This is a genomic window from Pseudomonas sp. D47 (assembly GCF_045447305.1).
Lineage (GTDB): Bacteria > Pseudomonadota > Gammaproteobacteria > Pseudomonadales > Pseudomonadaceae > Aquipseudomonas.
Genome location: NZ_JBJGXU010000016.1, coordinates 54,178 through 80,098, shown reverse-complemented (window position 1 = coordinate 80,098; position 25,921 = coordinate 54,178). Strand labels below are relative to the sequence as shown.

Annotated in this window: 26 protein-coding genes and 2 pseudogenes; 22 read left to right on the top strand and 6 right to left on the bottom strand. The window is 54.5% G+C overall.

Annotation, left to right across the window (positions count from 1 at the left end):
* Positions 1–23: 23 nt before the first annotated feature.
* Positions 24–683, bottom strand: coding sequence for an HAD family hydrolase (locus ACI77I_RS13465; RefSeq protein WP_406997763.1), 660 nt, complete (start codon positions 681–683; stop codon positions 24–26).
* Positions 680–1,222: a gamma carbonic anhydrase family protein gene (locus ACI77I_RS13460; protein ID WP_094949700.1), complete on the bottom strand. Its 543-nt coding sequence runs from the start codon at positions 1,220–1,222 to the stop codon at positions 680–682. The genes ACI77I_RS13465 and ACI77I_RS13460 overlap by 4 nt, the downstream gene beginning before the upstream one ends.
* 102 nt (positions 1,223–1,324) lie before the next feature.
* On the opposite strand from ACI77I_RS13460, the gene prlC reads away from it, so the two are divergent.
* The gene (gene prlC, locus ACI77I_RS13455) at positions 1,325–3,376 is read left to right on the top strand and encodes an oligopeptidase A (protein WP_406997762.1); all 2,052 of its coding nucleotides are present in this window, start codon (positions 1,325–1,327) and stop codon (positions 3,374–3,376) included.
* Positions 3,373–3,645 (top strand): YheV family putative zinc ribbon protein, encoded by a 273-nt coding sequence (locus ACI77I_RS13450; protein ID WP_406997761.1) that lies wholly within the window; start codon positions 3,373–3,375, stop codon positions 3,643–3,645. The genes prlC and ACI77I_RS13450 overlap by 4 nt, the downstream gene beginning before the upstream one ends.
* A 7-nt stretch (positions 3,646–3,652) precedes the next feature.
* Here the strand turns inward: ACI77I_RS13450 and ACI77I_RS13445 are convergent, their stop codons facing one another.
* On the bottom strand, positions 3,653–4,339 hold the full coding sequence (locus ACI77I_RS13445) for a dual specificity protein phosphatase family protein (RefSeq protein WP_094949697.1): 687 nt from the start codon (positions 4,337–4,339) through the stop codon (positions 3,653–3,655).
* Between the two features lie 274 nt (positions 4,340–4,613).
* On the opposite strand from ACI77I_RS13445, the gene ACI77I_RS13440 reads away from it, so the two are divergent.
* The 11 genes and pseudogenes from ACI77I_RS13440 to ACI77I_RS13390 all read left to right on the top strand — a co-directional run bounded on the left by ACI77I_RS13440 (position 4,614) and on the right by ACI77I_RS13390 (position 13,595).
* Complete coding sequence (locus ACI77I_RS13440; RefSeq protein ID WP_406997760.1) at positions 4,614–5,366, top strand: gluconate 2-dehydrogenase subunit 3 family protein; 753 nt, start codon at positions 4,614–4,616, stop codon at positions 5,364–5,366.
* A gap of 2 nt (positions 5,367–5,368) precedes the next feature.
* Positions 5,369–7,153, top strand: a complete 1,785-nt coding sequence (locus ACI77I_RS13435) for a GMC family oxidoreductase (protein WP_094949695.1) — start codon at positions 5,369–5,371, stop codon at positions 7,151–7,153.
* A 12-nt stretch (positions 7,154–7,165) separates the two neighbouring features.
* Positions 7,166–8,464 carry a c-type cytochrome gene (locus ACI77I_RS13430; protein WP_406997759.1) on the top strand — a complete coding sequence of 433 codons (1,299 nt, stop codon included), beginning with the start codon at positions 7,166–7,168 and terminating at the stop codon, positions 8,462–8,464.
* Positions 8,465–8,545: 81 nt separating this feature from the next.
* Positions 8,546–8,800 (top strand): annotated as a pseudogene (locus ACI77I_RS13425) (radical SAM protein); the annotation flags it as partial.
* A gap of 76 nt (positions 8,801–8,876) precedes the next feature.
* Positions 8,877–9,182, top strand: coding sequence for a hypothetical protein (locus ACI77I_RS13420; protein WP_177146598.1), 306 nt, complete (start codon positions 8,877–8,879; stop codon positions 9,180–9,182).
* Between the two features lie 20 nt (positions 9,183–9,202).
* Positions 9,203–9,538, top strand: a complete 336-nt coding sequence (locus tag ACI77I_RS13415) for a hypothetical protein (RefSeq protein WP_177146597.1) — start codon at positions 9,203–9,205, stop codon at positions 9,536–9,538.
* A gap of 147 nt (positions 9,539–9,685) precedes the next feature.
* Entirely contained in the window at positions 9,686–10,105 is a 420-nt protein-coding gene (locus tag ACI77I_RS13410) for a DUF1198 family protein (RefSeq protein WP_406997758.1), read from the top strand.
* A gap of 708 nt (positions 10,106–10,813) precedes the next feature.
* Positions 10,814–11,356, top strand: coding sequence for a helix-turn-helix domain-containing protein (locus ACI77I_RS13405; protein WP_177146595.1), 543 nt, complete (start codon positions 10,814–10,816; stop codon positions 11,354–11,356).
* Positions 11,357–11,359: 3 nt separating this feature from the next.
* The gene (locus tag ACI77I_RS13400; RefSeq protein WP_406997757.1) at positions 11,360–11,746 is read left to right on the top strand and encodes a hypothetical protein; all 387 of its coding nucleotides are present in this window, start codon (positions 11,360–11,362) and stop codon (positions 11,744–11,746) included.
* Between the two features lie 119 nt (positions 11,747–11,865).
* A complete protein-coding gene (locus tag ACI77I_RS13395) occupies positions 11,866–12,228 on the top strand; it encodes a hypothetical protein (RefSeq protein ID WP_406997756.1) in 363 nt (120 codons plus the stop codon).
* Between the two features lie 326 nt (positions 12,229–12,554).
* Positions 12,555–13,595 carry a hypothetical protein gene (locus tag ACI77I_RS13390; RefSeq protein WP_406997755.1) on the top strand — a complete coding sequence of 347 codons (1,041 nt, stop codon included), beginning with the start codon at positions 12,555–12,557 and terminating at the stop codon, positions 13,593–13,595.
* A 67-nt stretch (positions 13,596–13,662) separates the two neighbouring features.
* Here ACI77I_RS13390 and ACI77I_RS13385 read toward each other — a convergent pair whose 3' ends face one another.
* Positions 13,663–15,396 carry a recombinase family protein gene (locus tag ACI77I_RS13385; protein WP_406997754.1) on the bottom strand — a complete coding sequence of 578 codons (1,734 nt, stop codon included), beginning with the start codon at positions 15,394–15,396 and terminating at the stop codon, positions 13,663–13,665.
* A 20-nt stretch (positions 15,397–15,416) separates the two neighbouring features.
* On the opposite strand from ACI77I_RS13385, the pseudogene ACI77I_RS13380 reads away from it, so the two are divergent.
* From ACI77I_RS13380 to ACI77I_RS13370, 3 genes and pseudogenes are all read left to right on the top strand, one after another.
* Positions 15,417–16,253, top strand: a pseudogene (locus ACI77I_RS13380) (PA0069 family radical SAM protein); the annotation flags it as partial.
* 227 nt (positions 16,254–16,480) lie between these two features.
* Positions 16,481–17,212, top strand: a complete 732-nt coding sequence (locus ACI77I_RS13375; RefSeq protein ID WP_094949692.1) for a carbonic anhydrase — start codon at positions 16,481–16,483, stop codon at positions 17,210–17,212.
* An 84-nt stretch (positions 17,213–17,296) separates the two neighbouring features.
* On the top strand, positions 17,297–18,838 hold the full coding sequence (locus ACI77I_RS13370; protein WP_406997753.1) for a SulP family inorganic anion transporter: 1,542 nt from the start codon (positions 17,297–17,299) through the stop codon (positions 18,836–18,838).
* Positions 18,839–18,968: 130 nt separating this feature from the next.
* On the opposite strand, the gene ACI77I_RS13365 is transcribed toward ACI77I_RS13370, so the two are convergent.
* A complete protein-coding gene (locus tag ACI77I_RS13365) occupies positions 18,969–19,616 on the bottom strand; it encodes a hypothetical protein (RefSeq protein WP_094949690.1) in 648 nt (215 codons plus the stop codon).
* A 369-nt stretch (positions 19,617–19,985) separates the two neighbouring features.
* Here ACI77I_RS13365 and coxB point away from each other — a divergent pair, with 369 nt between their 5' ends.
* The 4 genes from coxB to ACI77I_RS13345 all read left to right on the top strand — a co-directional run bounded on the left by coxB (position 19,986) and on the right by ACI77I_RS13345 (position 24,359).
* Positions 19,986–21,113, top strand: a complete 1,128-nt coding sequence (coxB, locus tag ACI77I_RS13360) for a cytochrome c oxidase subunit II (protein WP_406997752.1) — start codon at positions 19,986–19,988, stop codon at positions 21,111–21,113.
* A 58-nt stretch (positions 21,114–21,171) separates the two neighbouring features.
* Entirely contained in the window at positions 21,172–22,758 is a 1,587-nt protein-coding gene (ctaD, locus tag ACI77I_RS13355) for a cytochrome c oxidase subunit I (RefSeq protein ID WP_094949688.1), read from the top strand.
* A gap of 126 nt (positions 22,759–22,884) precedes the next feature.
* Positions 22,885–23,436 carry a cytochrome c oxidase assembly protein gene (locus ACI77I_RS13350; RefSeq protein ID WP_094949687.1) on the top strand — a complete coding sequence of 184 codons (552 nt, stop codon included), beginning with the start codon at positions 22,885–22,887 and terminating at the stop codon, positions 23,434–23,436.
* 35 nt (positions 23,437–23,471) lie between these two features.
* Positions 23,472–24,359, top strand: a complete 888-nt coding sequence (locus ACI77I_RS13345) for a cytochrome c oxidase subunit 3 (protein WP_094949686.1) — start codon at positions 23,472–23,474, stop codon at positions 24,357–24,359.
* 6 nt (positions 24,360–24,365) lie between these two features.
* Here the strand turns inward: ACI77I_RS13345 and ACI77I_RS13340 are convergent, their stop codons facing one another.
* Positions 24,366–24,569, bottom strand: coding sequence for a twin transmembrane helix small protein (locus ACI77I_RS13340; RefSeq protein ID WP_406997751.1), 204 nt, complete (start codon positions 24,567–24,569; stop codon positions 24,366–24,368).
* A gap of 28 nt (positions 24,570–24,597) precedes the next feature.
* Here ACI77I_RS13340 and ACI77I_RS13335 point away from each other — a divergent pair, with 28 nt between their 5' ends.
* Positions 24,598–25,362 (top strand): SURF1 family protein, encoded by a 765-nt coding sequence (locus ACI77I_RS13335; protein ID WP_406997750.1) that lies wholly within the window; start codon positions 24,598–24,600, stop codon positions 25,360–25,362.
* Positions 25,328–25,912: a hypothetical protein gene (locus ACI77I_RS13330; protein WP_406997749.1), complete on the top strand. Its 585-nt coding sequence runs from the start codon at positions 25,328–25,330 to the stop codon at positions 25,910–25,912. The genes ACI77I_RS13335 and ACI77I_RS13330 overlap by 35 nt, the downstream gene beginning before the upstream one ends.
* Positions 25,913–25,921: the final 9 nt, after the last annotated feature.

Here is a 25,921-nt window from a genome sequence, read left to right as displayed (position 1 = left end):
GCCGCATCGCTGCGATAGCGGTCTCAAGCGCGCTGCAAAAACGCCTGATGCATCTCCTCCAACGTCTCAAAATGCCAAGTCGGCGCCTCGGCATTCAACTCTTCAAAACTGCCAAACCCATACCCCACCGCCGCCGAATCCAGCCCATTGCTGCGCGCGCCGATCAGGTCATGCTTGCGATCGCCAATCATCAAGGTGGTCGCCGGGTCTAGGCCTTCCTCACTCATCAAGTGCGCAATCAACTCAACCTTATTGGTGCGTGTGCCATCGAGCTCGCTGCCGTAAATCACCTTGAAGTGCTTGGCAAAATCGAAATGCCGCGCAATCTCGCGGGCAAACACCCACGGCTTGGACGTGGCCACATACAGCTGGCGACCCTGGCCATTCAGCGCTTCAAGCAGCGGCATCACGCCGTCGAACACGCGGTTTTCGTACAGCCCGGTGACCTTGAAGCGCTCGCGATAGAAATTCACCGCGTCCCACGCCTTGGCCTCGTCGAAGCTGTAGAACTGCATGAAGGCTTGCAGCAACGGTGGGCCGATGAAGTGTTCCAGTTTGGTCAGGTCCGGTTCGTCGATACCGAGCTTGCCAAGCGCGTACTGGATCGAGCGGGTGATGCCCTCACGCGGGTCGGTCAGGGTGCCATCCAGGTCAAACAGGACGGTTTGGTAACGCTGGGTCATTGGTCGAATCCTTCAGCCAGGTGCAGGTCTTTGAGCTTCACGTAGTTCGCCGCGCTGTAGGTGAAAAAGGCACGCTCCTTGTCAGTCAGCGCACGGATTTGTTTAACCGGGCTGCCCACGTACAAAAAGCCGCTGTCGAGTTTTTTGCCCGGTGGCACCAGGCTGCCAGCGCCGATGATCACGTCGTCTTCGACCACGGCGCCGTCCATCACAATGCTGCCCATGCCGATCAGGATGCGGTTCCCCACCGTGCAGCCATGCAGCATGACTTTGTGGGCGATGGTCACGTCATCGCCGATCAGCAGCGGGAAACCGTCAGGATTAAAGGGACCTGCGTGGGTAATGTGCAGCACGCAGCCGTCCTGCACGCTGGTGCGTGCCCCGATGCGGATGCGGTGCATGTCGCCGCGAATCACCGTCAGCGGCCAAACCGAGCTGTCGGCGCCGATTTCGACATCGCCGATCACCACCGCCGAAATATCGACAAAAGCCCCGGCGCCCAGGGTTGGCGTGTGGTTCTGATAAGTGCGAAGGGTCACGATAGCCTCTCTCTTATGTGCTGATAGCTGCGGTGGGCGTTGATTGTAATTAAGATGGCCCCATCTTTGTTCTTACATGTTTCTTCAGCCAAGGTGCCAACCGTGAGCGCGAACAACCCTCTTCTGCAGTCCTACGACCTGCCGCCGTTCTCGGCGATCCGTGCCGAGCACGTGCAGCCGGCCATCGAACAGATCCTCGCCGACAACCGTGTTGCCATCGAAGGCATCCTGCAAAGCCAGGGCAAAAATCCGACATGGGCCGGCCTGGTGCTGGCCATGGACGAACTGAATGACCGCCTGGGCGCCGCCTGGAGCCCGGTCAGCCACTTGAATGCCGTGTGCAACAGCGCCGAACTGCGTGAAGCCTACGAGTCGTGCCTGCCGGCATTGAGCGCCTACTCCACTGAGATGGGCCAGAACCGCGCGCTGTTCCAGGCCTTTGAAGCCCTGGCCAACAGCCCGCAAGCGGCTGGTTTCGACGTGGCGCAAAAAACCATCCTGGAACATTCCCTTCGCGACTTCCGCCTGTCGGGTATCGATTTGCCGCCTGAGCAGCAAAAGCGTTACGCCGAAGTGCAGAGCAAGCTCTCCGAGCTGGGCAGCAAATTTTCCAACCAACTGTTGGATGCCACCCAAGCCTGGACCAAACACGTCACCGACGAAGCCACCCTCGCCGGCCTGACCGACTCGGCCAAGGCACAAATGGCCGCCGCCGCCCAGGCCAAAAGCCTCGACGGCTGGCTGATTACCCTGGAATTCCCCAGCTACTACGCGGTGATGACCTACGCCCACGACCGTGCCCTGCGTGAAGAAGTCTACGCGGCCTACTGCACCCGTGCGTCGGACCAAGGCCCGAATGCCGGTAAGAATGATAACGGCCCGGTAATGGAACAAATCCTCGACCTGCGTCAGGAGCTGGCCAAACTGCTGGGCTACGCCTCGTTCTCCGAACTGAGCCTGGCCACCAAGATGGCCGAGTCCAGCGACCAGGTGCTGAGCTTCCTGCGCGACCTGGCCACGCGCAGCAAGCCGTTTGCTGCCCAAGACCTGCAACAGCTCAAGGCTTACGCTGCCGAGCAAGGCTGTGCTGATCTGCAAAGCTGGGACAGCGGTTTCTACGGCGAGAAGCTCCGTGAGCAACGTTACAGCGTGTCTCAGGAAGCGCTGCGCGCCTACTTCCCAATCGACAAAGTGCTGGGCGGCCTGTTTGCCATCGTGCAACGCCTGTACGGCATTGAGATCGCCGAGCAAAAAGGCTTCGACACTTGGCACCCGGACGTTCGCCTGTTTGAAATCAAGGAAAACGGCCAGCACGTCGGCCGCTTCTTCTTTGACCTGTACGCCCGCGCCAACAAGCGTGGCGGTGCCTGGATGGACGGCGCTCGCGACCGTCGTCGCACGGTCGACGGCGTGCTGCAAAGCCCAGTGGCTAACCTGGTGTGCAACTTCACCCCGGCCGACAGCGGCAAACCTGCCCTACTGACCCACGATGAAGTGACCACCCTGTTCCACGAATTCGGCCACGGCCTGCATCACCTGCTGACCCGCGTCGAGCATGCCGGCGTTTCTGGCATCAACGGCGTGGCTTGGGATGCGGTGGAGTTGCCGAGCCAGTTCATGGAGAACTGGTGCTGGGAGCCGGAAGGCCTGGCGCTGATCTCCGGCCACTATGAGACCGGTGAGCCGCTGCCGCAGGACCTGCTGGAAAAAATGCTCGCGGCGAAAAACTTCCAGTCCGGCCTGATGATGGCGCGCCAGCTGGAATTCTCGCTGTTTGACTTCGAGCTGCACGCCACCCACGGCGATGGCCGCAGCGTGGCGCAGGTGCTTGAAGGCGTGCGTGATGAAGTCTCGGTGATGCGCCCACCGGCGTACAACCGCTTCCCTAACAGCTTTGCGCACATCTTTGCTGGCGGTTACGCGGCGGGTTACTACAGCTACAAGTGGGCTGAAGTGTTGTCGGCGGATGCCTTTTCCAAGTTTGAAGAAGACGGCGTGCTGAATGCCGAGACTGGCCGCGCATTCCGCGAGGCGATCCTGGCTCGTGGTGGTTCCCAGGCGCCGATGGTGCTGTTCGTCGACTTCCGCGGACGTGCGCCGTCGATTGACGCACTCTTGCGCCACAGCGGCCTGAGTGAGGACGCGGCAGCATGAGCGAAGGGCCTGTGATCACCAAAAAGCAATTTATCGCCGGGGCGGTTTGCCCGGCGTGCAGCGAGCCGGACAAGTTAAAGATGTGGACCGAAGACAGCGTGCCACACCGTGAGTGTGTGGCCTGCGGTTATACCGACACGTTGAATGAACAAGGTCTGTCGGTGCCCAAGGAATTGGGCACCCGGGTTAATACATCGGCGTTGAAAGCGCCGAACCCGAAGGTGCAGCCGGTGCAGTTTTTCCCCAATCCCAAGCTGAAAAAAGACTGAGGCCCTGTTAGGGCGTCAGTACCAGCTCAGTCTCTTTCTTTGGTTCAACACGGCTACTGCTGGTCGTGTTGAGCCAACTGTTCATCGAGCACAGCGCAAACGCGCTGGTGCTGCAATCGCCATTCGCCAGCGCTTTACGCAACTTGTCGACATCGGCCTTCATCATGTAGCGAACGCCGTCCTTGAAGCCATTACTGGTGCCGAAACCGCCTAAGGTCATCTCGTTCAGCGCGTCTTCTTTGCTCCAACCCTGGATCACCACGCGGTACATCGCCGCCATCAGGCCGGTGCGGTCGGAGCCGTGTTTGCAGTGCATCAACACCGGCCCGTTCGCTTGCGCTTCCTGAATAGCTCTTAGTGCTGCCAGCACGTCGGAATCGTCGACATGGTTGGTGCGATAAGTCAGCTGTACCTGTTTGATATCAGATGTTTTCAACCACGCCGCATCAGATTCCGGCAGGAAGTTGATCACCGTACCGATCTTGAGATTCTCCAGCACAGGCACCGCACTGCTGTCGGGCAGTGCGCTGCGATACAGCGTGGGCGTCATCTGGTGCAGGTTGAATTGGTCGCCCACCGGCTGGGCCCATTCCGGCGAGCGCAGCGAAGAGGCGCCGTCGGCTTGGGCGTGAGCGGTGGCGAACAAGGCCAGGAACGCCATGCCGAGGGCAGGCAGCAATCGAATCTCGAACATGCGTTGGGTGACCGAATAGGGAGTTGGCTGATGGGTCACAGATTCGCTTGCCGGGAGTCAACGCCGCGTGAGGTGCTCGTCAAAGGATCGTGAATATTCGGCCTGATCCGGTGTTTTTATCGCTGAATCGGTTCTTCTAATTCTTAGCCTGCTATCATTTGTAACTATTGTTTGCCAGTGTGTTCTATCCCTTTGGATCCTATTTCCTCGGCAAGCCTTCACGCTGCTCCCAGAAGCGGCTGATAAACCCGTGACCACATGATGAGGTGCACCCATGTCTGATCAAGATCAAGACAACCCCCGGCGTGACTTTTTGCGCAAATCCTTGACCTTGATCCCGGTGGTCACGGTTGCCAGCACCGGCTTTGGTGGCTCGATGCTGATGGCGACACCGGAGCCGGCCCAGGCCGCCGAGGCTAAACCGCCCGCGAGCGACAAGGCCTACGAGCCGAGCTACTTCAGCGCCGAAGAGTGGGCGTTTATCAACGCCGCCGTCGCACGCTTGATTCCCGCTGACGCCCAAGGCCCGGGTGCCCTGGAAGCCGGCGCGCCGGAATACATCGACCGCCAGATGAACACGCCGTATGCCGCTGGCGCGCTGTGGTTCATGCAAGGCCCGTTCAACGCCGATGCACCGTCGGAGATGGGCTGGCAGAGCAAATTGGTGCCCAAGGACATCTATCGCTTGGGCATTGCTGCGACGGATGCTTGGTCGAAGGCGTTCAACGGTAAGCCTTTTGCTGCGCAAGACAGCGCTACCCAGGACGACATGTTGCGGCGCATGGAGGCGGGCGGCAGCGAAATGACTGCACATTTCGAGGCGGTGCCGGCGAAGATGTTTTTCAACTTGCTGCTGCAAAACACCAAGGAAGGGTTCTTCTGTGACCCGATCCACGGCGGCAACAAAGGCATGGTTGGCTGGACCATGATCGGCTTCCCCGGCGCCCGCGCCGACTTTATGGATTGGGTGGAACGCAACGAGCAATACCCCTTTCCGGCTGTTTCCATTCGCGGCGAGAGGGCATAAACGTGGCGACCATCATGAAGAAAGTCGATGCGGTGATCGTGGGTTTCGGCTGGACCGGCGCGATCATGGCCAAGGAGCTGACGGAAGCTGGCCTCAACGTGGTAGCGCTGGAGCGCGGCCCGATGCAGGACACTTACCCGGACGGCAACTATCCGCAGGTCATCGACGAATTGACCTACAGCGTGCGTAAAAAACTCTTCCAGGACATTTCCAAGGAGACGGTGACCATTCGCCATAGCGTGAACGACGTCGCCTTGCCCAACCGGCAGTTGGGTGCGTTCCTGCCGGGCAATGGCGTGGGTGGCGCGGGCCTGCACTGGTCGGGCGTGCATTTTCGCGTAGACCCTATTGAGCTGCGCATGCGCAGCCATTACGAGGAGCGCTACGGCAAGAACTTCATTCCCAAAGACATGACCATCCAGGACTTCGGCGTGAGTTACGAAGAACTGGAGCCGTTTTTCGACTACGCGGAAAAAGTCTTCGGCACCTCCGGCCAGGCCTGGACGGTTAAAGGTCAGTTGGTGGGCGAAGGCCGTGGCGGCAACCCGTATGCGCCGGATCGCTCCAACCCGTTCCCGTTGGAATCGCAGAAAAACACCGTCTCCGCACAGCTGTTTCAGAAGGCGGCTGCCGACGTTGGTTACAAGCCCTACAACCTGCCGTCGGCCAATACCTCGGGGCCATACACCAACCCCTACGGCGCGCAGATGGGCCCGTGCAACTTCTGCGGTTTTTGCAGCGGTTACGTGTGTTACATGTACTCCAAGGCCTCGCCGAACGTAAACATCCTGCCGGCGTTGCGCCAAGTGCCGAATTTTGAGCTGCGGGCCAATTCCCACGTACTCAAGGTCAACCTCGACAGCACCAAGAGCAAAGCCACCGGCGTGACCTATATCGACGGCCAGGGTCGCGAATGCGAGCAGCCGGCGGATCTGGTGATCATCGGTTCCTTCCAGTTCAACAATGTGCGCCTCATGTTGCTCTCGGGTATCGGCAAGCCCTACGACCCGATCACCAATGAGGGCGTGGTGGGCAGGAACTTCGCCTACCAGAACATGGGTACCATCAAAGCTTTCTTCGACAAGGACACCCACACCAACAACTTCATCGGTGCGGGCGGCAATGGCGTGGCCATTGATGACTTCAACGCGGACAACTTCGACCACGGGCCGCACGGCTTTGTTGGCGGTTCGCCGATGTGGGTCAACCAGGCCGGCAGCCGGCCGATTGCCGGTACGTCCAACCCGCCGGGCACCCCGGCGTGGGGCAGTGCATGGAAACGCGCCACCGCCGATTACTACACCCACCAAGTGTCGATGGACTCCCACGGCGCGCATCAATCCTACCGGGCCAACTACCTGGATCTGGACCCGGTGTACCGCGATGCCTACGGCCTGCCCTTGCTGCGGATGACGTTCGACTGGCAGGAAAACGACATCAAGATGAACCGTTTCATGATGGAGAAAATGGGCAAAGTCGCCGAAGCGATGAACCCCAAGGCCATTGCTGTGTTGGGCAAAAAGGTCGGTGAGCACTTCAACACCGCGGCTTACCAGACCACCCACCTCAACGGTGGCGCGATCATGGGCACCGACCCGAAAACCAGTGCCTTGAACCGTTACCTGCAATCTTGGGACGTACACAACGTGTTTGTCCCAGGCGCATCGGCTTTCCCACAAGGCTTGGGCTACAACCCTACCGGCCTGGTAGCGGCGTTGACCTATTGGTCGGCGCGGGCGATCCGTGAGCAGTACCTTAAAAACCCCGGCCCACTGGTTCAGGCATAAGGAGCGATGACCATGAAAGCATTCGTTATCGCCTCCTTGGCGCTCTTCAGCAGCTGCTCGGTGAGCGCCGCCGAAACCGACCTGGTCAAACAGGGCGAATACTTGGCCCGCGCCGGTGACTGCGTGGCCTGCCACACCGCCAAGGGTGGCAAGCCCTTCGCTGGCGGCCTGCCGATGGAAACCCCGATCGGCGTGATCTACTCCACCAACATCACCCCGGACAAGACCGGCCTGGGCGACTACAGCTTCGAAGACTTCGACAAGGCCGTGCGCCATGGCGTCGCCAAGAACGGTAGTACGCTTTACCCGGCGATGCCCTACCCGTCTTACGCACGTGTCAGCGACAGCGACATGCAGGCGCTGTATGCGTACTTCATGAAGGGTGTTGAGCCGGTCGCCCAAGCGAACAAGGACAGCGATATTCCTTGGCCCCTGAGCATGCGCTGGCCGTTGGCGGCCTGGCGGTGGATGTTTGCGCCGACAGTGCAAGAGCATCCGGCACAAGCGGCTGCCGATCCGGTGGTTAGTCGTGGTGCGTATTTGGTTGAAGGCCTCGGCCACTGTGGCGCCTGCCACACGCCGCGCGCGCTGACCATGCAGGAAAAAGCCCTGAGTGCCACTGACGGCAACGCCTTCCTGTCCGGCAGCGCGCCGTTGGAAGGCTGGATCGCGAAAAGCCTGCGTGGTGACCACAAGGACGGCCTCGGCAGTTGGAGCGAGGAGCAGTTGGTGCAATTCCTCAAGACCGGCCGCAGTGATCGCAGCGCGGTGTTTGGCGGCATGAGCGATGTGGTGGTGCACAGCATGCAGTACATGTCCCAGGACGACCTGACCGCTATCGCCCGTTACCTCAAAAGCCTGCCGGCGGTGGACCCTAAAGATCAGCCGCACCAGTACGACAAACTGGTGGCCGAGGCGCTGTGGAAAGGTGACGACAGCAAGCCGGGCGCGTCGGTGTACATCGACAACTGCGCGGCCTGCCACCGTACCGACGGCCATGGCTATACGCGGGTGTTCCCGGCACTGGCGGGTAACCCGGTGTTGCAGACGGCAGATGCTACGTCGCTGATCAACATTGTGTTGAACGGCGGCACCTTGCCGGCCACCCACACGGCACCCTCGACGTTCACCATGCCGGCATTCGCGTGGCGGTTGTCGGACCAGGAAGTGGCGGATGTGGTCAGTTTCGTCCGTGGCAGCTGGGGCAATAAGGGCGCGCCGGTAAAAGCCAGCGACGTGACGGACCTGCGCAAGAGTGATATGCGCACTACTTCGGGCGATGACCTGGGGCAAGTGACGCAAAAGCACTAATCCTGTGCTCGCCGCCAAACGGCACTGGTCATAACGATGATGCCTCTATACTGTACATAAAAACAGTATCGAGGCATTTTCATGTCTACACCTCTGCCGCCCCGTGGCCGGGGCACGGCTACCAACCTGCATAACCGTTTTGCGCCTACCGTCAGCGTGGCCGAAGACGACGGCTGGTTCCAGGAAGTGCCGCCGACCCAGGGCACCGAAGTGCGTATCGAAACGGCCAAGAGCATCATCACCCGCAATAACTCGCCGGACTTGCCGTTTGATCGCTCGATCAACCCCTATCGCGGCTGCGAGCACGGGTGTATTTATTCTGCGATAAGACCCTCATTATTTTTGATGCAACTATTCGTTCTCATGTGATGATGGCGCTTTGCGTCGATTCATCACAGAAGGATAGAGCGGTATGGATTATGAGCTATTCCAATATCCAGACGGTAAGACGAATTACCAAATTACGAATGAGTCTGGCGAGAAGACAACTATCACTCTAGACAAATGGGTTGCGGACGTTCTTCAACTAGAAGTTGATGATGTCCACGGAAGACTCCAAAATGCTTATGATAGGTTTTTGACTGAAAAACCAGAACTTTCCCGCCGTGAAAGAGGCAATGCAATTCGTCAAGCAGCAACTCGTACAGCTAATAAATACCAAATTGCAAAAAAGAAAGTTCTTGGTTGGAATGATGATGAGCTGTGCGCTCTTTTATAGAATTTTAAGGGGGAGTATTTATGATTAAGAAATTCAGAGCGGCAATAGTAATTTGTGGCTTGTTTTCACCGTTATATGCTTATGCTTGGAACTATAGTTTGGTTCAAGATATGGGTGTTCAAGGTATGGCCCGTTATTGTAAATACGACAATGGGAAGGTATATACAGTCAATGCTTCTGATATATGTCAAATTTCAATCGTCGATAGTGCTCCGGGGCTTGGTAATGGACAAGGCTTTTTGAAAGGGGAATACCCAGATGGAATGAATAAAGTTTGTGTTTATGATGTGCTTGGTCAACAAAAAGCTATTCGTATAAGTAGTGTGGCAATTTGTCCGCCTACTTCCAATTTCTAAAAACTCAATCCCTGCAAATAGAGCAGGGTTGAGAACCACCATTATATCTATTACGCTATAAGATTCTCATTTATTAACGTTTCGCAAACGGCTCATACACTCTATTCTTCACGTTGTTAAAATGGACTATTCGCAAGAGGTGCTTGAATGTTGATAACTCTAGGGGCTGTGATTTTCGGTATCGTTGTGATTTATAAAGTATTAACCCGGAATACAAGAAAGGCTGTATTGCTTATCGCTACTTCGCTCGGAGTTAAGCCCGCTCTGGTTGACGGAATGTTAAAAAACATGAATAGAAAAAAGGGAGAATTGCTAATTGACTCGGTAGTTCGATTTCCTGATGTTGCCTTACACCAGGCGGTTTATACCTTATTTATATACAGGATTTTCGTGGTTAATCAACATCCTAATGAGGTAAGTTGGTGGGTTGAGAGATTAGAAAGCAAAGGCTTTGATAAGCACTTGGATGCTGAAAAGGTTGAAATTGCTTCTATGTATTTGAGTGAATGTATAGATGTTTTTGATTTGAGAAACTTTGTAAAAAGCTACAATGAAAAATATTCATAGAGCAAAAGTTACCTGTTGATGAGTAGAAACGGATGGATAGATATATAGGTATGGGTGTATCTATTATGCGATAAGCTCCCCGCCCAAGCGACGCATAGTCGCGGGCGCTGTCTGGGCACGGGTTGCCCCTTGACCGTCGCCCATAGGGCTGCGACGACGGTCATAGGGATGGGTGAATCATCCGGCAGGGCTAGCCGAATAGCTTTTATCGCTTTTAATGCTTTTGGCCCCCAACCGGGGGAGTTGGGGGGGATTTCACAAAACATAAAAGTAAATAACGGCAGTACCTGCCGCAAACGGAAACAACTAAAAAATTTAAGAACTTTTAATTTAATAAGAATTTAAAAATAAAATGCTACTGTTTAGTTAAAGAGCTTTTATCTCCAATCTGCATAGTAAATTACCCCTCTCTTAAAGGTCTTATTAAAGTCTTACATCTTAAGAGCCGCTCAACACCAATAAAATCAATACTTATAAGAAATAAAAGTTGATGATTTAATCAACTGAAGTTGATTTATTAATCAACTACAAGTTGACGATTTTATCAACCGGTGTTGACGATTTAATCAACTGTGGAAAAATGGTATTTCACCAGAAAATAAGGTTTTGAGAGAACCTTCTCAAAAAAAACAATTATTTCTCACTTGCATCTACTTTTTATCAATTCAAATGTTACTCTATTTATATAAACATAATATAGGTGCATTAATGAATGATTCGATGGGCGGTTTAGAAATAGAAAATGATGATGGAAGTATTGGCGCTTTACAAAAAGAGCTTTTAAAGAAAGAGCTGAATGACAAAACATTAGAAGCAGTTAATGAATTGTTAGGCGAAGAGCAAAGCGATATTAGTGTCAATGTGAACGTGAAGAAAAATAAACCCAAAGTCATAATAGGGCAGTTTTTTATCGGTTTTGCAGAAAATCTATTGCAGTTAGACTTAAAGCCGACAGAGTTTAAAGTCGTTATTTACATCTTGAAAATGATGGATTATGGGAATTTAGTAAGTCTTAAACAATCTACAATTGCAAAAGATTTATGTTTGGATAAAAGCGCGGTTAATCGGGCATGGAAAGTTCTTATTACGAAAAAAGTACTTGTAGACAACAATGGGCATATCTATTTCAATTCGAATTTTTGCGCAAAAGGTTTATCAAGCTCATTAGATAAAGAAAGAATTGAAAACCTAAAACGTAGCAATGTTTCTGATGGAAATATCAAGCAGATGTTGAACTTGTGTGTAAGGTAAATCATGGAAGATTTTTTCAAATTTATTGTAGTGATAGGTGCTCTGTGTATTGCTGTAAATGCTGGATATTTTGAAACGACAAGCAATGTTCCTGCTGGAACTGTAATTGAAAATAAAGTTTCAGCAAAGGACAGAATGACCGATAAGGAACGACAAGAGTCTGTAAGAGCTTATCAAGCGGCTGCTCGTGATTGTAAAAATAAAGACACTATTAATGAGCGAGGAAGTACGGCGCTGGAAATAAGCCACAGTTTTAACTTTAAAACAGGAAGTTGTGAAGAGTCAAAAACACTCTGGACAATGCAGGATGGAGACTTTTGGAGAAATCCCGAGTATTTAAGTAAAGGCGTTGTTATTAAGACTTATACTTTGCCGACAAATCCATATTAATAAAGTTTTCTATGCCGCAGGTACTGCGGTATTTACCTTCTCCCCCCTTCCCCCCGCTGGGGGGTTAAAAGGTAAGTTAGTGCATCGTAATTGTATAATGATAAAAAATACAAATCACTATGAATGAAATAGAAGTTAGAGCAAAGGCAGAAAATCTTGTTAGTTCTATAAGGGACTTGAAAGTCGTCAGTGCATTTCAGATATTATTGAGTAATGCGAATAACATTCAGCAACTACTGTTGCTGATTGAACTTGTCGAAATATATCAAGAAAGCTCAAGAAATAAAGAGCGGGAAATTATTAAGCAAGTAGTTTTGCTTGGGCAAGAACGTAGCAGTATGTCAGAACGCCTTGCGTTGATTTTTATTGTGAACGACGTTGTTCGTCTATTTTTTAAATCTCGTAAAGTATCTTTAAAATCGACTGTTGAAAAACAGGAGATTTTAAAGACAAGGCGAGATGCCGCATTTAAGAGGTTTTGATTTTTTGCTTTTGCTTTTGCTTTTGCTTTTCGCTTTTTTGGGTCTGGGGTATCCCCAGCAAGTAGGAAGCGCCAGCGTCAACCCTTTAGGGTTGTCCTATCTTGAACTCTGACTAATCGGCTGAACAACTATGAAATTTCGTTGTTACGATATGCTACTATAAAAGTATAACAACTTAAAACACAAATGAATAACTTATATTTACTCTGTACGAACTGCAAGAAAAAAACCCAGCACGGTCTTCTTTGGCATACAAGCACAGAGTTTGATTTTCCGAAATTTACAATAGTTTGTAAGACCTGTCGAACCATTTTTGAAGGTTCGATATGAGCATAAAAAACTGGACTGTAACAACAGAGCGTTTAAAAAATAAAGATTTTGGATTGTCTGAATATGTTAGTTATTTAGTAAGTGAAAAGCATAAAAACCACAAAAATACGACTATTTATTCGCTGTTCAACTCTGACGCAAATACGTTCCTTAATAACACTATTCAAGAAACTATTTCATTCGATGCGAAAAACAAAAAAGGCGGTAGAAAGGTTGAGTCTTTCGCTCAATCGTTTAATTTTATATTACCCCCACCGCATAAACCAACAGCAGAACAATGGACCAAAATATCAAAAGATTTGGTCAATACAATTCACAAAGAGTTAGAGATAAAAGAGGATGTTAATCGTTTTGGTCGAACGTGTTTTTTGAATATTCACGACCAGGCAAACCCCCATTTAAATCTCCTCGTACCTCGGATTTTTGCTGGGGAGAGATTGGCTGATTTGGATAGAAAGAACGTTTTAGCAAAGTTGAAATTACAGTTTAATCAGTCAGTATTGAAGCATTGTAATATCGATCACACGCACCACAAACCGTTGAGGGTCAACGTGGGCAGGCGTAAGGCTGCACAACGTCACGAATATGACAAAGCAAAAGCAGAAGCTCAAAACGCCTCAAAACTCGTTTTAGAAGCGCAGAACGTAACGACTGTGGCGGTTCTTGCACAGAAAGAAGCAGAGACAAAACTAAAAGAATTAGAGATTAAGGAGATTGAACTGGACAATAAAAAGTCTCAAATAATGTTTGAAAAAGCGAAGTTGAATTTTATTGTAAAAGCATTTAATGATTTTAAATCGAGTTTGATTTTATGGGTGAGCAGCATAAGAAGTGATTCGATGCTTGAAGTTTTAATCAAGCGACAAGACGTTGAAGAAAAAGCAAATAAAATCACTGAAAGTGATAAGGCTGATGAAAGTGATATTTTGCTTGTTGATAATATGATTGATGCAGAAGTTTCAGAGCTTGAAAAAAACGGTTTGGAAGTAACAAGGCCAACATATCGTAGACGTAACAAACTTAATGGTTCAATGTGACTTTTTCGAATCGAAGTCCTTTTGGTTAGACAATTTTCAATTGTCCAACTAAAAGGACTCACTGTATCTATTTCAGAATCATTTTTTGGTGCATATCTTCTAAGATTTGGAGATAAAGCTCTGCACCACCGGACTGTTCACCTACGTCCTTAATTAACTCACTTTCTACAATAACTCTCACTGCTCCATTTTTAAATCTTACTATCATTGTGGGAGTTAAAGTGGAGCGTTTATCTTCAACGCCGGTAATAGGATTTTTCTTTGAGTAACCCCGGCAAAAAAACTCGATATTTTCGATTATCTGTTTTAGATGATTGTTGATTGTAATTCTTTTGCGAGTGGCTTCGTCACTCTTATCATTGAGTAGTTCAAGGATATTATCTTGGTCAAAACTTCTTGACGCTTCAATCTGTTGAACAGACTTTTGCTTTTCTTCTTTAAGGGCATTTGCGGTTTTAATTTGTTGACGTTGAGTGGTTTCAAACTCAATGAGCATTTCGTTTAGAGTATCTGAAATTTCTTTACCACTGCGAAGCATTTCTTTAATCTGCGTCTTCAATCGTTCAAGTTGAGCAAAGGTATTTTTTAATTCCCTTTCTGCTTCTTTGATTGAACTGTTCAAGGTGAGAATTTTTTCGTCATTCTCGAAAATTTCAGACAGGTTGAGCCTGTCCGTTTTTTCGAAGAAATACTGCATTGCTTCACTTGCATTGTAAGTTAAGCGGCGATTGATTACACATTTGCTCGACATTGAGTTAGTACAAACAAAATAGTGCTTATTACCTCGCTCGATACTGGACTTGTCCATATATCTCACTGTGCCTTTGCAGTGGTAACAGGTAATAAATCCTTGAAATATGTTTAACCGGGATTTGTTAAATCTGCCCGAGAAGGGTTTACGACCTGCTATTTTTTCTTGAACTTCCTCAAAAATTGCCTTTTCGACAATGGCAGGATAATAGTCGTGAATAGTCGGACCTTCCGGCATTAGTTTCATTTCACCAATTTCATTCTCATTGAATTTCATCGGCTGATGTTCACCAATAACCTTTCTATTTTTTAAAAGATATTGAATCTGGTGAATTGAATATTTTGGCTCATTGGGTTCTAGCCAATCATTAACGGCTCTTGCCGTTTCACTTAAACCTTTTGAGAGTGCCAAGTCAAAAATCTTTCTGATTTTCCGAGCTTCATTTTCGATGATGAAAAACTTGGCTGATTCATCACCTGGACGAGCCTTAACTACGCCTGAAACACCAATCCATGATGGTGTTTTTCTGGTCTTTACAGATTTGTTATTTCTCATTTCAGCACGATGAATATTCCAAGCCGCACTTGTAAAGTCGCTTTTTCTCGATGACTCAGCGTTTGCCCTTTCAAACTCAATCACTGCAATGAAAAAATCTGATGATAGTAGGGTGTTTTTGGAGTAAATTTTCCCGGTGTCAAGAACGGCTATATCTACCCCTCGGTTCAGTAGGTTGATAAATATCTGCGTTGATTTAATTACTTTCTGCCTTGAAAGACGGTCGAAGTTTTCAATCAGCAAAATCGAATTTTCTTCAATCAGCCCATTTTCAACAAGGTCAATGAAATCACCCAACTGACCTTTTTGTGAGTTTTTGCCCCTGAATGCTGAAACGCCCAAATCTTCAAGCTTCGTATCTACTATGAGGTTGTGTTTCTCTACGAAATGCTGAATATCACTTTGTCGAGCAAATGACGTTCCAAGCTCTTGTTTTTTATGAGAAAAACGAACGTATGAATAGCATTTTCGTTGCATAGCAGGGATACCGAGCACGTGAGTGTCTTATAGCCTAACACAGGTGCATCTACTGCTACGCGCGGCCCAGCCATGCCTATTGGGATATGTCGCCGGGGCTGGATTTCGAAACCAAACTGATCGCCAAGACCAATGCCGCCGATGTGCTGGAACAACAGCTGTCGAAGCCGGGCTATGTGTGTGCGCCGATCAACCTGGGCTCCAATACCGACCCGTACCAGCCCATCGAGCGCGAATACAAGATCACTCGGCAAACCCTCGAAGTGCTGCTGCGCTACCGCCATCCGGTGACCATCATCACCAAGGGCTCGCTGATTTTGCGTGATCTCGACCTGCTGACCGAGCTGGCCCGGCAACGGCTGGTGGCGGTGATGATCAGCCTTACCAGCCTGGACGACGAGCTCAAGCGCATCCTGGAACCGCGCACGGCGGCGCCCAAGGCGCGATTGCGGGCGATTCGGGTGATGCGTGAGGCCGGCATCCCGGTGGGCGTGCTGTGCTCGCCGATGATCCCCATGATCAACGACAGCGAGCTGGAAAGCCTGCTGACCGAAGCCCACGCCGCCGGTGCGCAAAGTGCAGCCTATATGATGCTGCGCCTGCCGCTGGAGGTGGCGCCGCTGTTCGAGGAGTGGCTGGCGGCGCATTACCCGCAGCGTGCGGCCCATGTGATGAGCCTGGTGCGCCAGGTGCGCGGGGGTGAGGTTTACGACAGCCGCTTTGGTGTGCGCATGCGTGGCGAGGGGCCATTTGCCGATCTGTTGGCGCAGCGTTTCAGCAAAGCCATCAAGCGCCTGGGGCTGAACCGGCGGGAAGGGTTTAATCTGGATTGCAGCGCGTTCTGTCCACCGGGCAGGCAGATGGCATTGTTGTAAACTGAAGAGGCAATGCCGTTCGATTTTGTAGGAATAGTCGCGTATTGACATCACCTAAACCCGCGATTTAGAGCGGTTCATTCAGTTTGAGTTAAGTTTAGACGGCTACCTTGTTCAGTGAGTGACTGACGGGTCGAAACCTGGGTCTTTGGCGTTCACAACTATTCCACTGGCTCAGCGTCGAATTGATCTGAACACTCTCCCTGCATTAATCAAGAGGATGAATCATGAGTGATAAGGATAAACAGCCGTCGGCTGCGTCGGCTTCAGCCTCTCAGGTGGCGGAAACCGCCGATGCAGCGCTAAAGCACATTGTTGACGGCTTTTTGCATTTCCATCACGACGTCTTCCCCCAGCAGGAAGAACTCTTCAAGAAACTCGCCACGGCCCAGAGCCCACGGGCGATGTTCATCACCTGCGCCGACTCGCGGATCGTGCCGGAGTTGATCACCCAAAGCTCCCCCGGCGACCTGTTCGTGACCCGTAACGTGGGTAACGTGGTGCCGCCCTACGGCCAGATGAACGGCGGTGTTTCCACGGCCATCGAGTACGCGGTACTTGCCCTGGGCGTGCAGCACATCATCGTGTGTGGGCATTCCGATTGCGGCGCCATGCGCGCGGTGCTCAACCCCCAGAGCCTGGAAAAGATGCCGACGGTACGGGCCTGGCTGCGACACGCCGAGGTCGCCAAGTCCATGGTCGAGGACAACTGCGACTGCGCCAATGAAGGCGAAAGCATGAAGGTGCTGACCGAAGAAAACGTCATCGCCCAGTTGCAGCATTTGCGCACCCACCCTTCCGTGGCTTCGCGCATGGCCAATGGTCAGTTGTTTATCCATGGTTGGATCTACAACATCGAGACCAGTGAAATCCGCGCTTACGATGCGGATCAAGCGGCGTTCCGACCGCTGAGCGGCGACGGGCCAATCCCTTGCGCGACGCCTAAAGCGCGCTTCTAAACACTTCCCTGCCGGGTAATGCGGTGGCTGTCATGGATGCAGCCAGGCATTGCCGCGCCCGGCGAATGCCTCGGGAGAGTCATCATGCGTGCTGCTCAATTGAAAGCTGTATTGCCGCGGGAGCTGCTCGCCTCCGTGGTTGTGTTTCTGGTTGCCCTGCCCTTGTGCATGGGCATTGCGATTGCTTCCGGTATGCCGCCGGCCAAAGGGCTGCTCACTGGGATTATCGGTGGTTTGGTGGTGGGCTGGCTGGCGGGTTCGCCGCTGCAAGTCAGCGGCCCCGCAGCGGGCTTGGCGGTGTTGGTGTTCGAGCTGGTGCGCCAGCACGGCATGATGATGCTCGGGCCGATCCTGCTGCTGGCGGGGTTCCTGCAACTGGTGGCCGGGCGTTTGCGCCTGGGCTGCTGGTTCCGTGTCACGGCGCCGGCGGTGGTGTACGGCATGCTGGCGGGGATCGGTGTGTTGATCGTGCTGTCCCAGCTCCACGTGATGCTCGACGGCGCACCCAAGCCTTCAGGGCTGGATAACCTGGCGGGCTTCCCGGCAGCAGTGATCGAGGCGATCCCGACCCTCGGCGGCGGCCTTGGCTGGCAAGCCGGGTTGCTCGGCCTGTCGACGATGCTGGTGATGTACCTGTGGGATAAATTCCGCCCGCAAAAACTGCGTTTCGTGCCCGGCGCCTTGTTGGGCGTGGGCTTGGCAACCGTCACCAGCCTGGTGCTGGCGTTGCAGGTCAAGCGCGTGGAAGTCCCGGAAAACCTCGCCGATGCCATTGACTGGCTGCGCCCCAGCGACCTGCTGAACCTGGCCGACCCACAGCTGTTGATCGCCGCGTTCGCTGTGGCGTTCATCGCCAGTGCCGAGACGCTGCTGTCTGCCGCAGCGGTTGACCGCATGCACAGCGGTCAGCGTTCCGATTTCGACAAAGAATTGTCTGCTCAAGGTGTGGGCAACATGCTCTGTGGTTTGGTCGGCGCCCTGCCGATGACCGGCGTGATCGTACGCAGCTCGGCTAACGTGCAGGCCGGTGCGACCACGCGCTTGTCGGCGATGTTCCACGGTGTGTGGCTGCTCGGGTTCGTGCTGCTGCTGTCGAGTGTGCTGCAAAGCATTCCGGTGGCGAGCCTGGCGGGTGTGCTGGTGTACACCGGGATCAAGCTGGTGGACGTGAAAGCATTCCGAGCGCTGGGCCGCTATGGGCGGATGCCGATGTTCACCTATGCCGCAACGGCGTTGGCGATCATCTTTACCGACCTGCTGACCGGCGTGTTGGTGGGCTTCGGGCTGACGTTGGTCAAACTCGCCTTCAAGGCGTCGCGACTGAAAATCAGCCTGATCGACCTGCCCCAGGACGGTGAGATGGAGTTGCGTCTGACCGGTGCGGCGACCTTTCTGAAAGTGCCGGCGCTGACCCAAGTGCTGTCCTCGGTACCTGCGGGGACTACGTTGCATGTGCCGCTGAGCAACCTGAGTTACATCGACCATTCTTGCCTGGAGTTGCTGGAGGAATGGGGCCGGGCCAATGCGGCCAAGGGCTCGAAGCTGATGATCGAGGCGCGCGGGTTGAAGCGCCGGCTGGAAGGCCGGGTGCGCACGACGGTGGGGATTGGTTCGGCCCCTGTCTGAGCACCACAAAACAATGTGGGAGCCGGGCTTGCCCGCGATGAGGGAGTGTCAGTCAACACATTAGCTGACTGACCCACTGCAATCGCGGGCAAGCCCGGCTCCCACATTTGGCTCGCGTCCGATCGGAAGTTTAAGCCGGCTGATCCAACGCCAACTCAACCCCCAACTGCCGCGACAGGCACGGCCAGCGCTTCCACGCCGCTTCCGTTTCCGGGCTTTTCAGCTGTTCGCGATACGCCTCGACCGACTCCAGCGCAAAGCTCTCCTCGTTGAGCATCTCATCCACTGCCAGGTGCACGGCTTCATCCAGCTTATTGGCGAATGTTTCACCAATCAGCTGATGGGCAATCACGTTAGCCACAGTGGTGTCCGCCGGAATAAGCGGCTGGCCGAAATGCTTGATGTACAGATCGTTGACCTCTTCCACCAAGCGGTGAGCCAGGTAAGCCTCGTCCAGCAGGCTGTCGAGGCCTTCATGGCCGGCCAGGATCGCGGGCGGCTGCAGGAAGAAATGCTCGGCGATTTTCAGCACCGGTTTGATCTGGCTTTCGATGCCGGCTTCGCGGGCCACGTCATTGGCGGCTTCGAGCAAGTCCGGGACGAGTTCGATGTAGGCAGTAACAAAACGGGTCATGACAATGTTGCGATCACCGTCAGTCAGGGAAATGGCCGAATGCAGGTGCGGCAATTGTTTTTCCAGTTGCTGGGCAAGCTGGCCAGTGCTGGCTTCGTGTTGATGGGCACGGGAAATCTGCTCGCGCAATGCGGCGGTGTTCATGAAAACTCCAGTGAAACAGGCGTAGGAAAAGGGAAAGGACAAGGTAGCTCGTTTATACGAGAGCCTAAGACGCGTTTGTCATAATTATTTCATGGTTATGCGCATGCGTTATATCGAATTGCCATCGTTCGTCGGATAAACGTTTGCGGCCCCGTAGTTATTAGGTCCGCCCGTCTGTTTTTGCTCATTTGCCCTTACACATTGCGGGGTTGGTGCGGCTGTCTATACTCGATTTTGTACGCAATTAGCTGATGACGCCCAACTGCATGACGCAGGCAAGGCTTGGCGGTTGTAAGCAGTATGGAAGCCGCTCCCTTCGCCGCAGGTGCAAACCGGCGGGATAACAAGAAACATAAAGGGGTACCCGCAATGACGCGACATCCACACGTTTGGATGGGCCTACTGTTGTGGTCAGTATTCGGCCAGGCGCACGCCGCCTGGACAATGAATATGACGCCAGGGGCTACTGAAGTCAGTCACGCCGTGTTTGACCTGCACATGACCATTTTCTGGATTTGTGTGGTGATCGGCATTGTCGTGTTTGGCGCGATGTTCTGGTCGATGATCCTGCACCGTCGGTCCACGGGCCAGGTGGCCGCCAAGTTTCACGAGAGCACGACCGTGGAAATCCTCTGGACCGTGGTGCCCTTGCTGATCCTGGTGGCGATGGCGATTCCGGCGACCAAGACCCTGATCAATATCTACGACAGCAGTGAGTCGGATATCGATATCCAAGTCACCGGCTACCAGTGGAAGTGGCATTACAAATACCTGGGCCAGGACGTGGAGTTCTTCAGCAACCTGGCCACACCCGCCGAGCAGATCCACAACCAGGCCGCCAAGGGCGAGCACTACTTGCTCGAAGTCGACCAGCCGCTGGTGCTGCCGGTGGGCGCCAAGGTGCGTTTCCTGGTGACTGCCGCCGACGTGATCCATTCCTGGTGGGTGCCGGCCTTTGCAGTCAAGCGCGACGCCATCCCCGGCTTCGTCAACGAGGCGTGGACTCGGGTCGAGAAACCCGGCATCTACCGTGGCCAGTGCGCCGAATTGTGCGGCAAGGACCACGGCTTCATGCCGATTGTGGTCGAGGTCAAATCCAAGGCCGACTACGACACCTGGCTCGGCGAGCGTAAGGCAGAAGCGGCCAAGCTTAAGGAGCTGACCTCCAAAGAGTGGACCCTCGAAGAGCTGGTGGCGCGTGGCGACAAGGTCTACCACACCACCTGCGTGGCCTGTCACCAGGCAGAAGGCCAAGGCTTGCCGCCGATGTTCCCGGCGCTCAAAGGCTCGCCGATTGCCATCGGACCCAAGGAAGACCACCTGCACCGCGTGTACTTCGGCAAGCCCGGCACCGCGATGGCCGCCTTCGGCAAACAGCTGTCGGAAGTGGATATCGCCGCCGTAGTGACTTACGAGCGCAACGCCTGGGGCAACAACAAAGGCGACATGGTCACGCCTAAAGACGTGCTGGCCATCAAGCAGGCGCAAAGCAAATGACAGCCCTTACTGCGTATGCCACGAAACGCCTCGCCCACTTGCCTGCAGGAGAACGGCCATGAGCACTGTGATCGATGACCATGGTCACACCGACCATGCCCACGGCCCCGCCAAAGGCCTGATGCGCTGGGTGCTGACCACCAACCACAAAGACATCGGCACGATGTACCTGTGGTTCGCCTTCACTATGTTCCTGCTCGGCGGCTCGTTCGCCATGGTGATCCGCGCCGAGCTGTTCCAGCCCGGCCTGCAGATCGTGCAGCCGGCGTTCTTCAATCAGATGACCACTATGCACGGCCTGATCATGGTGTTCGGTGCGGTGATGCCGGCCTTTGTCGGCCTGGCCAACTGGATGATCCCGCTGATGATCGGCGCGCCGGACATGGCCCTGCCGCGCATGAACAACTTCAGCTTCTGGCTGCTGCCGGCGGCGTTCCTGCTGCTGGTCTCCACCTTGTTCACCCCGGGCGGCGGGCCGAATTTCGGCTGGACCTTCTACGCCCCGCTCTCCACCACCTACGCGCCGGAGAGCGTGACGTTCTTTATCTTTGCCATCCACCTGATGGGCATCAGTTCGATCATGGGCGCGATCAACGTGGTCGCGACCATTCTCAACCTGCGCGCGCCGGGCATGACCCTGATGAAAATGCCGCTGTTCGTCTGGACCTGGCTGATCACCGCGTTCCTGCTGATCGCGGTGATGCCAGTGCTGGCCGGGTGCGTGACCATGATGCTGATGGACATCCACTTCGGCACCAGCTTCTTCAGTGCGGCCGGCGGCGGTGACCCGGTGCTGTTCCAGCACGTGTTCTGGTTCTTCGGCCACCCCGAGGTGTACATCATGATCCTGCCGGCCTTCGGCGCCGTCAGCTCGATCATCCCGACCTTTTCGCGCAAGCCACTGTTCGGCTACACCTCGATGGTCTACGCCACGGCGAGTATCGCGTTCCTGTCGTTCATCGTGTGGGCGCACCATATGTTCGTGGTCGGCATTCCCTTGGTGGGCGAGCTGTTCTTCATGTACGCCACGCTGCTGATCGCCGTGCCGACGGGCGTGAAGGTGTTCAACTGGGTGAGCACCATGTGGCAAGGCTCGCTGACCTTCGAGACGCCGATGCTGTTCGCCGTGGCCTTCGTGATCCTGTTCACCATCGGCGGCTTCTCCGGGCTGATGCTGGCGATTGCTCCGGCGGACTTCCAGTACCACGACACCTACTTTGTGGTGGCGCATTTCCATTACGTACTGGTGCCCGGGGCGATCTTTGGCATCTTCGCCTCTGCCTACTACTGGCTGCCGAAATGGACCGGCCACATGTACGACGAAACCCTGGGCAAGCTGCACTTTTGGCTGTCCTTCGTGGGCATGAACATGGCGTTCTTCCCGATGCACTTTGTGGGGCTGGCCGGCATGCCGCGCCGGGTGCCGGACTACAACCTGCAGTTCGCCGACTTCAACATGGTTTCCTCGATTGGCGCATTCATGTTTGGCGCCACGCAAATCTTCTTCCTGTTCATCGTCATCAAATGCATCCGCGGCGGCCCGCCAGCCCCGGCCAAACCGTGGGATGGCGCCGAAGGTTTGGAATGGAGCATTCCCTCGCCTGCGCCGTACCACACGTTCACCACGCCGCCGGAGGTCAAGTGAACACTCTGGCCCAGGCTACCTCGCTCTCCTGTGGGAGCTGGCTTGCCTGCGATAGCGGTGTGAACTGCCAAACCCTCATCGCAGGCAAGCCAGCGCCCACAGAAAGTCAAAAGCGGGGTGGCTGCCATGCTTGAGTCCGTGCCCATCAAGCGCCTGGTCACCCGCCTGCTGATCCTGGTGGTGGCGATGTTCGCCTTCGGTTTCGCCTTGGTGCCGATCTACGACGTGATGTGCAAGGCGTTCGGCATCAACGGCAAAACCGCCGGGCAGTACGAGGGCGAGCAGATGGTCGACCCTACGCGCCAGGTGCGCGTGCAGTTCCTGTCGACCAATGCCATCGACATGGTCTGGGAGTTTCATTCCAAGGCTGACGAGGTAGTGGTCAACCCCGGCGCAGTCACCGAGATGCTGTTCGTCGCCTACAACCCCACCGACAAGGCCATGACGGCACAGGCGGTGCCGAGCATTTCCCCGGCCGAAGCGGCGATGTATTTCCACAAGACCGAGTGCTTTTGCTTCACCCAGCAAGTGCTGCAGCCAGGTCAGCGCATCGAAATGCCGGTGCGTTTCATTGTCGACCGTGACATGCCCAAGGATGTGAAGCATTTGACCCTGGCGTACACCCTGTTTGATATCACTGCGCGCCAACCGCCGGTGGCTGTCCACACCGGCGGCTAGCTACTGTTTGCCCCCTCAATCAGGAGAGCGAATACATGTCGTCTCATGATACGTACTACGTACCAGCACAAAGCAAATGGCCAATAATTGCTACGTTTGGCATGTTGATCACCGTGTACGGCCTGGCCGTGTGGTTCAACGACCTGAAGGCGGCGCGCCCGGAATCCCACGGCCCGTGGATCTTTTTCGTCGGTGGCCTGCTATTGGCCTACATGCTGTTCGGCTGGTTTGGCGCGGTGATCAAGGAAAGCCGTGCCGGTTTGTACAGCCCGCAGATGGACCGCTCGTTTCGCTGGGGCATGACCTGGTTCATCTTTTCCGAGGTGATGTTCTTTATCGCCTTCTTCGGCGCGTTGTTTTATGTGCGGCACCTGTCGGCGCCGTGGTTGGCGGGTGAAGGCTCCAAAGGCGTCGCGCATATGCTGTGGCCGAACTTCGAGTTCGCCTGGCCGCTGCTCAACAACCCGGACCCCAAACTGTACCCAGCGCCGGAGGGCACTATCAGCCCGTGGGGCCTGCCGCTGGTCAATACCATCCTGCTGGTGAGTTCCAGTGTGACCATCACCATCGCCCACCATGCCTTGCGCAAAGGCCATCGCGGCGCGCTGAAAATCTGGCTGGCGATCACAGTGCTGCTGGGGCTGGCGTTTCTCGGGTTCCAGGCTGAGGAATATATCCACGCCTACAAAGAACTGGGCTTGACCCTCGGCTCGGGCGTTTACGGCGCGACCTTCTTCATGCTCACCGGCTTTCACGGCGCCCACGTGACCATCGGCACCATCATTCTGTTTGTGATGCTGATGCGCATCCTGCGCGGACACTTCAATGCCGAGCACCAGTTTGGCTTCGAAGCGGCCAGTTGGTATTGGCACTTTGTGGATGTGGTGTGGATCGGCCTGTTTTTCTTCGTTTATGTGCTGTGAGGCGCCTTACCACGGCGCATGAGACACCAACTGGCCGCGAAAAAAGCCCCAGGCGATCAAGCCTACGGTGATCGCGGCCAGTACGACACGCACGGTCAAGGCGGTGACGAGGCGGTTGGAGTTGCCCTCGTCCTTGACCAGAAAAAACAAGCCACTGAACAGGCTCACGACAGTCGCGATCAGCATCAGGGCAATAGCTGCTTTGAGCATGGTCAGGTTCCATTCGGATGGGCGGGCAATGAAAACCAGTATAGCCAGCGCCATAAAAGACTTTCGCCCAGGGCTCGCACCCACGTTGGTGGTGCTGGTGCTGCTGCCGTTGATGATGGGCCTGGGGTTCTGGCAATTGGCGCGCGGCCATGAAAAACAGCTGCTGGTGGACAGCTATGCCGAGCGGCGCGTGGCCGAGCCCATCGACAGTGTGCAACTCAATGACAGGGCAGACCCGGCCTTTCGCCGCTTACGCCTGCGTGGCCAGTTCGACGCCGGGCACAGCGTGTTGCTCGACAACCGCATGCGCGATGGCAAGGCCGGTGTCGAGCTGCTGCAACCCTTTCACGACCAGGCCAGCGGCCTGTGGCTGTTGCTCAATCGCGGCTGGTTGCCGTGGCCGGACCGACGCACGCCACCGGTCTTCAGCACACCCGAGCAACCGTTGAATCTTGACGCCTGGGTGTATGTCGCCCCCGGCGAAACCTTCCAACTGCACGCCGACCCCGCGACCACGCAATGGCCGCGCCTGCTTACCGCGCTTCACCCCACCGCCCTCTGGGCTGAATTGGGCCGTAGCGGCTTTGCCTACGAGCTACGCGCGGAACCCGGCCCCGGTACGTACGACACCACCTGGCCGGTGGTCGCCATGGGCCCGGAAAAACACGTGGGCTACGCCGTGCAGTGGTTCGCCATGGCGCTGGCGTTGCTTGCGCTTTACCTCTACCTCGGCTGGCACAACAAAAAGGAGAAGTCCCATGGGAGCGGCCATGAATCCACCCAGCGCATCTGAGGCGCCCGACCGGCGCAAAGGCCGCTGGCAGCTGATTTTGATTTTGATGATGGTGATCGGCCCGATGGCGCTGGCCACCTTTATGTACAAACTGCAGTTCTGGGTGCCGGACAACCGCAGCTACCATGGCGAACTGATCGGCAATGGCCAGACCCGCGCCGACATCGGCGTGCAGGCCGATGAGGATCGCTGGCAGTTGCTGGTCACCGCGCCCGCTGCCTGCGCCGCCGACTGCCAGCAACTGGTGTACCTGGCGCGCCAGCTGCAAATCAGCCTGGGCCGCGATGCGTCCCGCGCCATCCATGCCCTGGCCAGTGCGCAGCCGGTGAGCAGCGATTACGAGGCCAAGCTCAAAGCCGAATACCCGCAACTGCAACGCTACCCGCTGGACCTGTCGACCTTCAGTAAAGACGCCGCCGCACCTGGCGATGCGCAACTGTGGATCGTCGACCCGCACGGCAACCTGGTGTTGCGCTACGACGCCAAGGTCAAGGGCAAGGACTTGCTCAACGACCTGCGCCTGCTGCTGAAACTGTCGAACATCGGATAAGGGCATCGT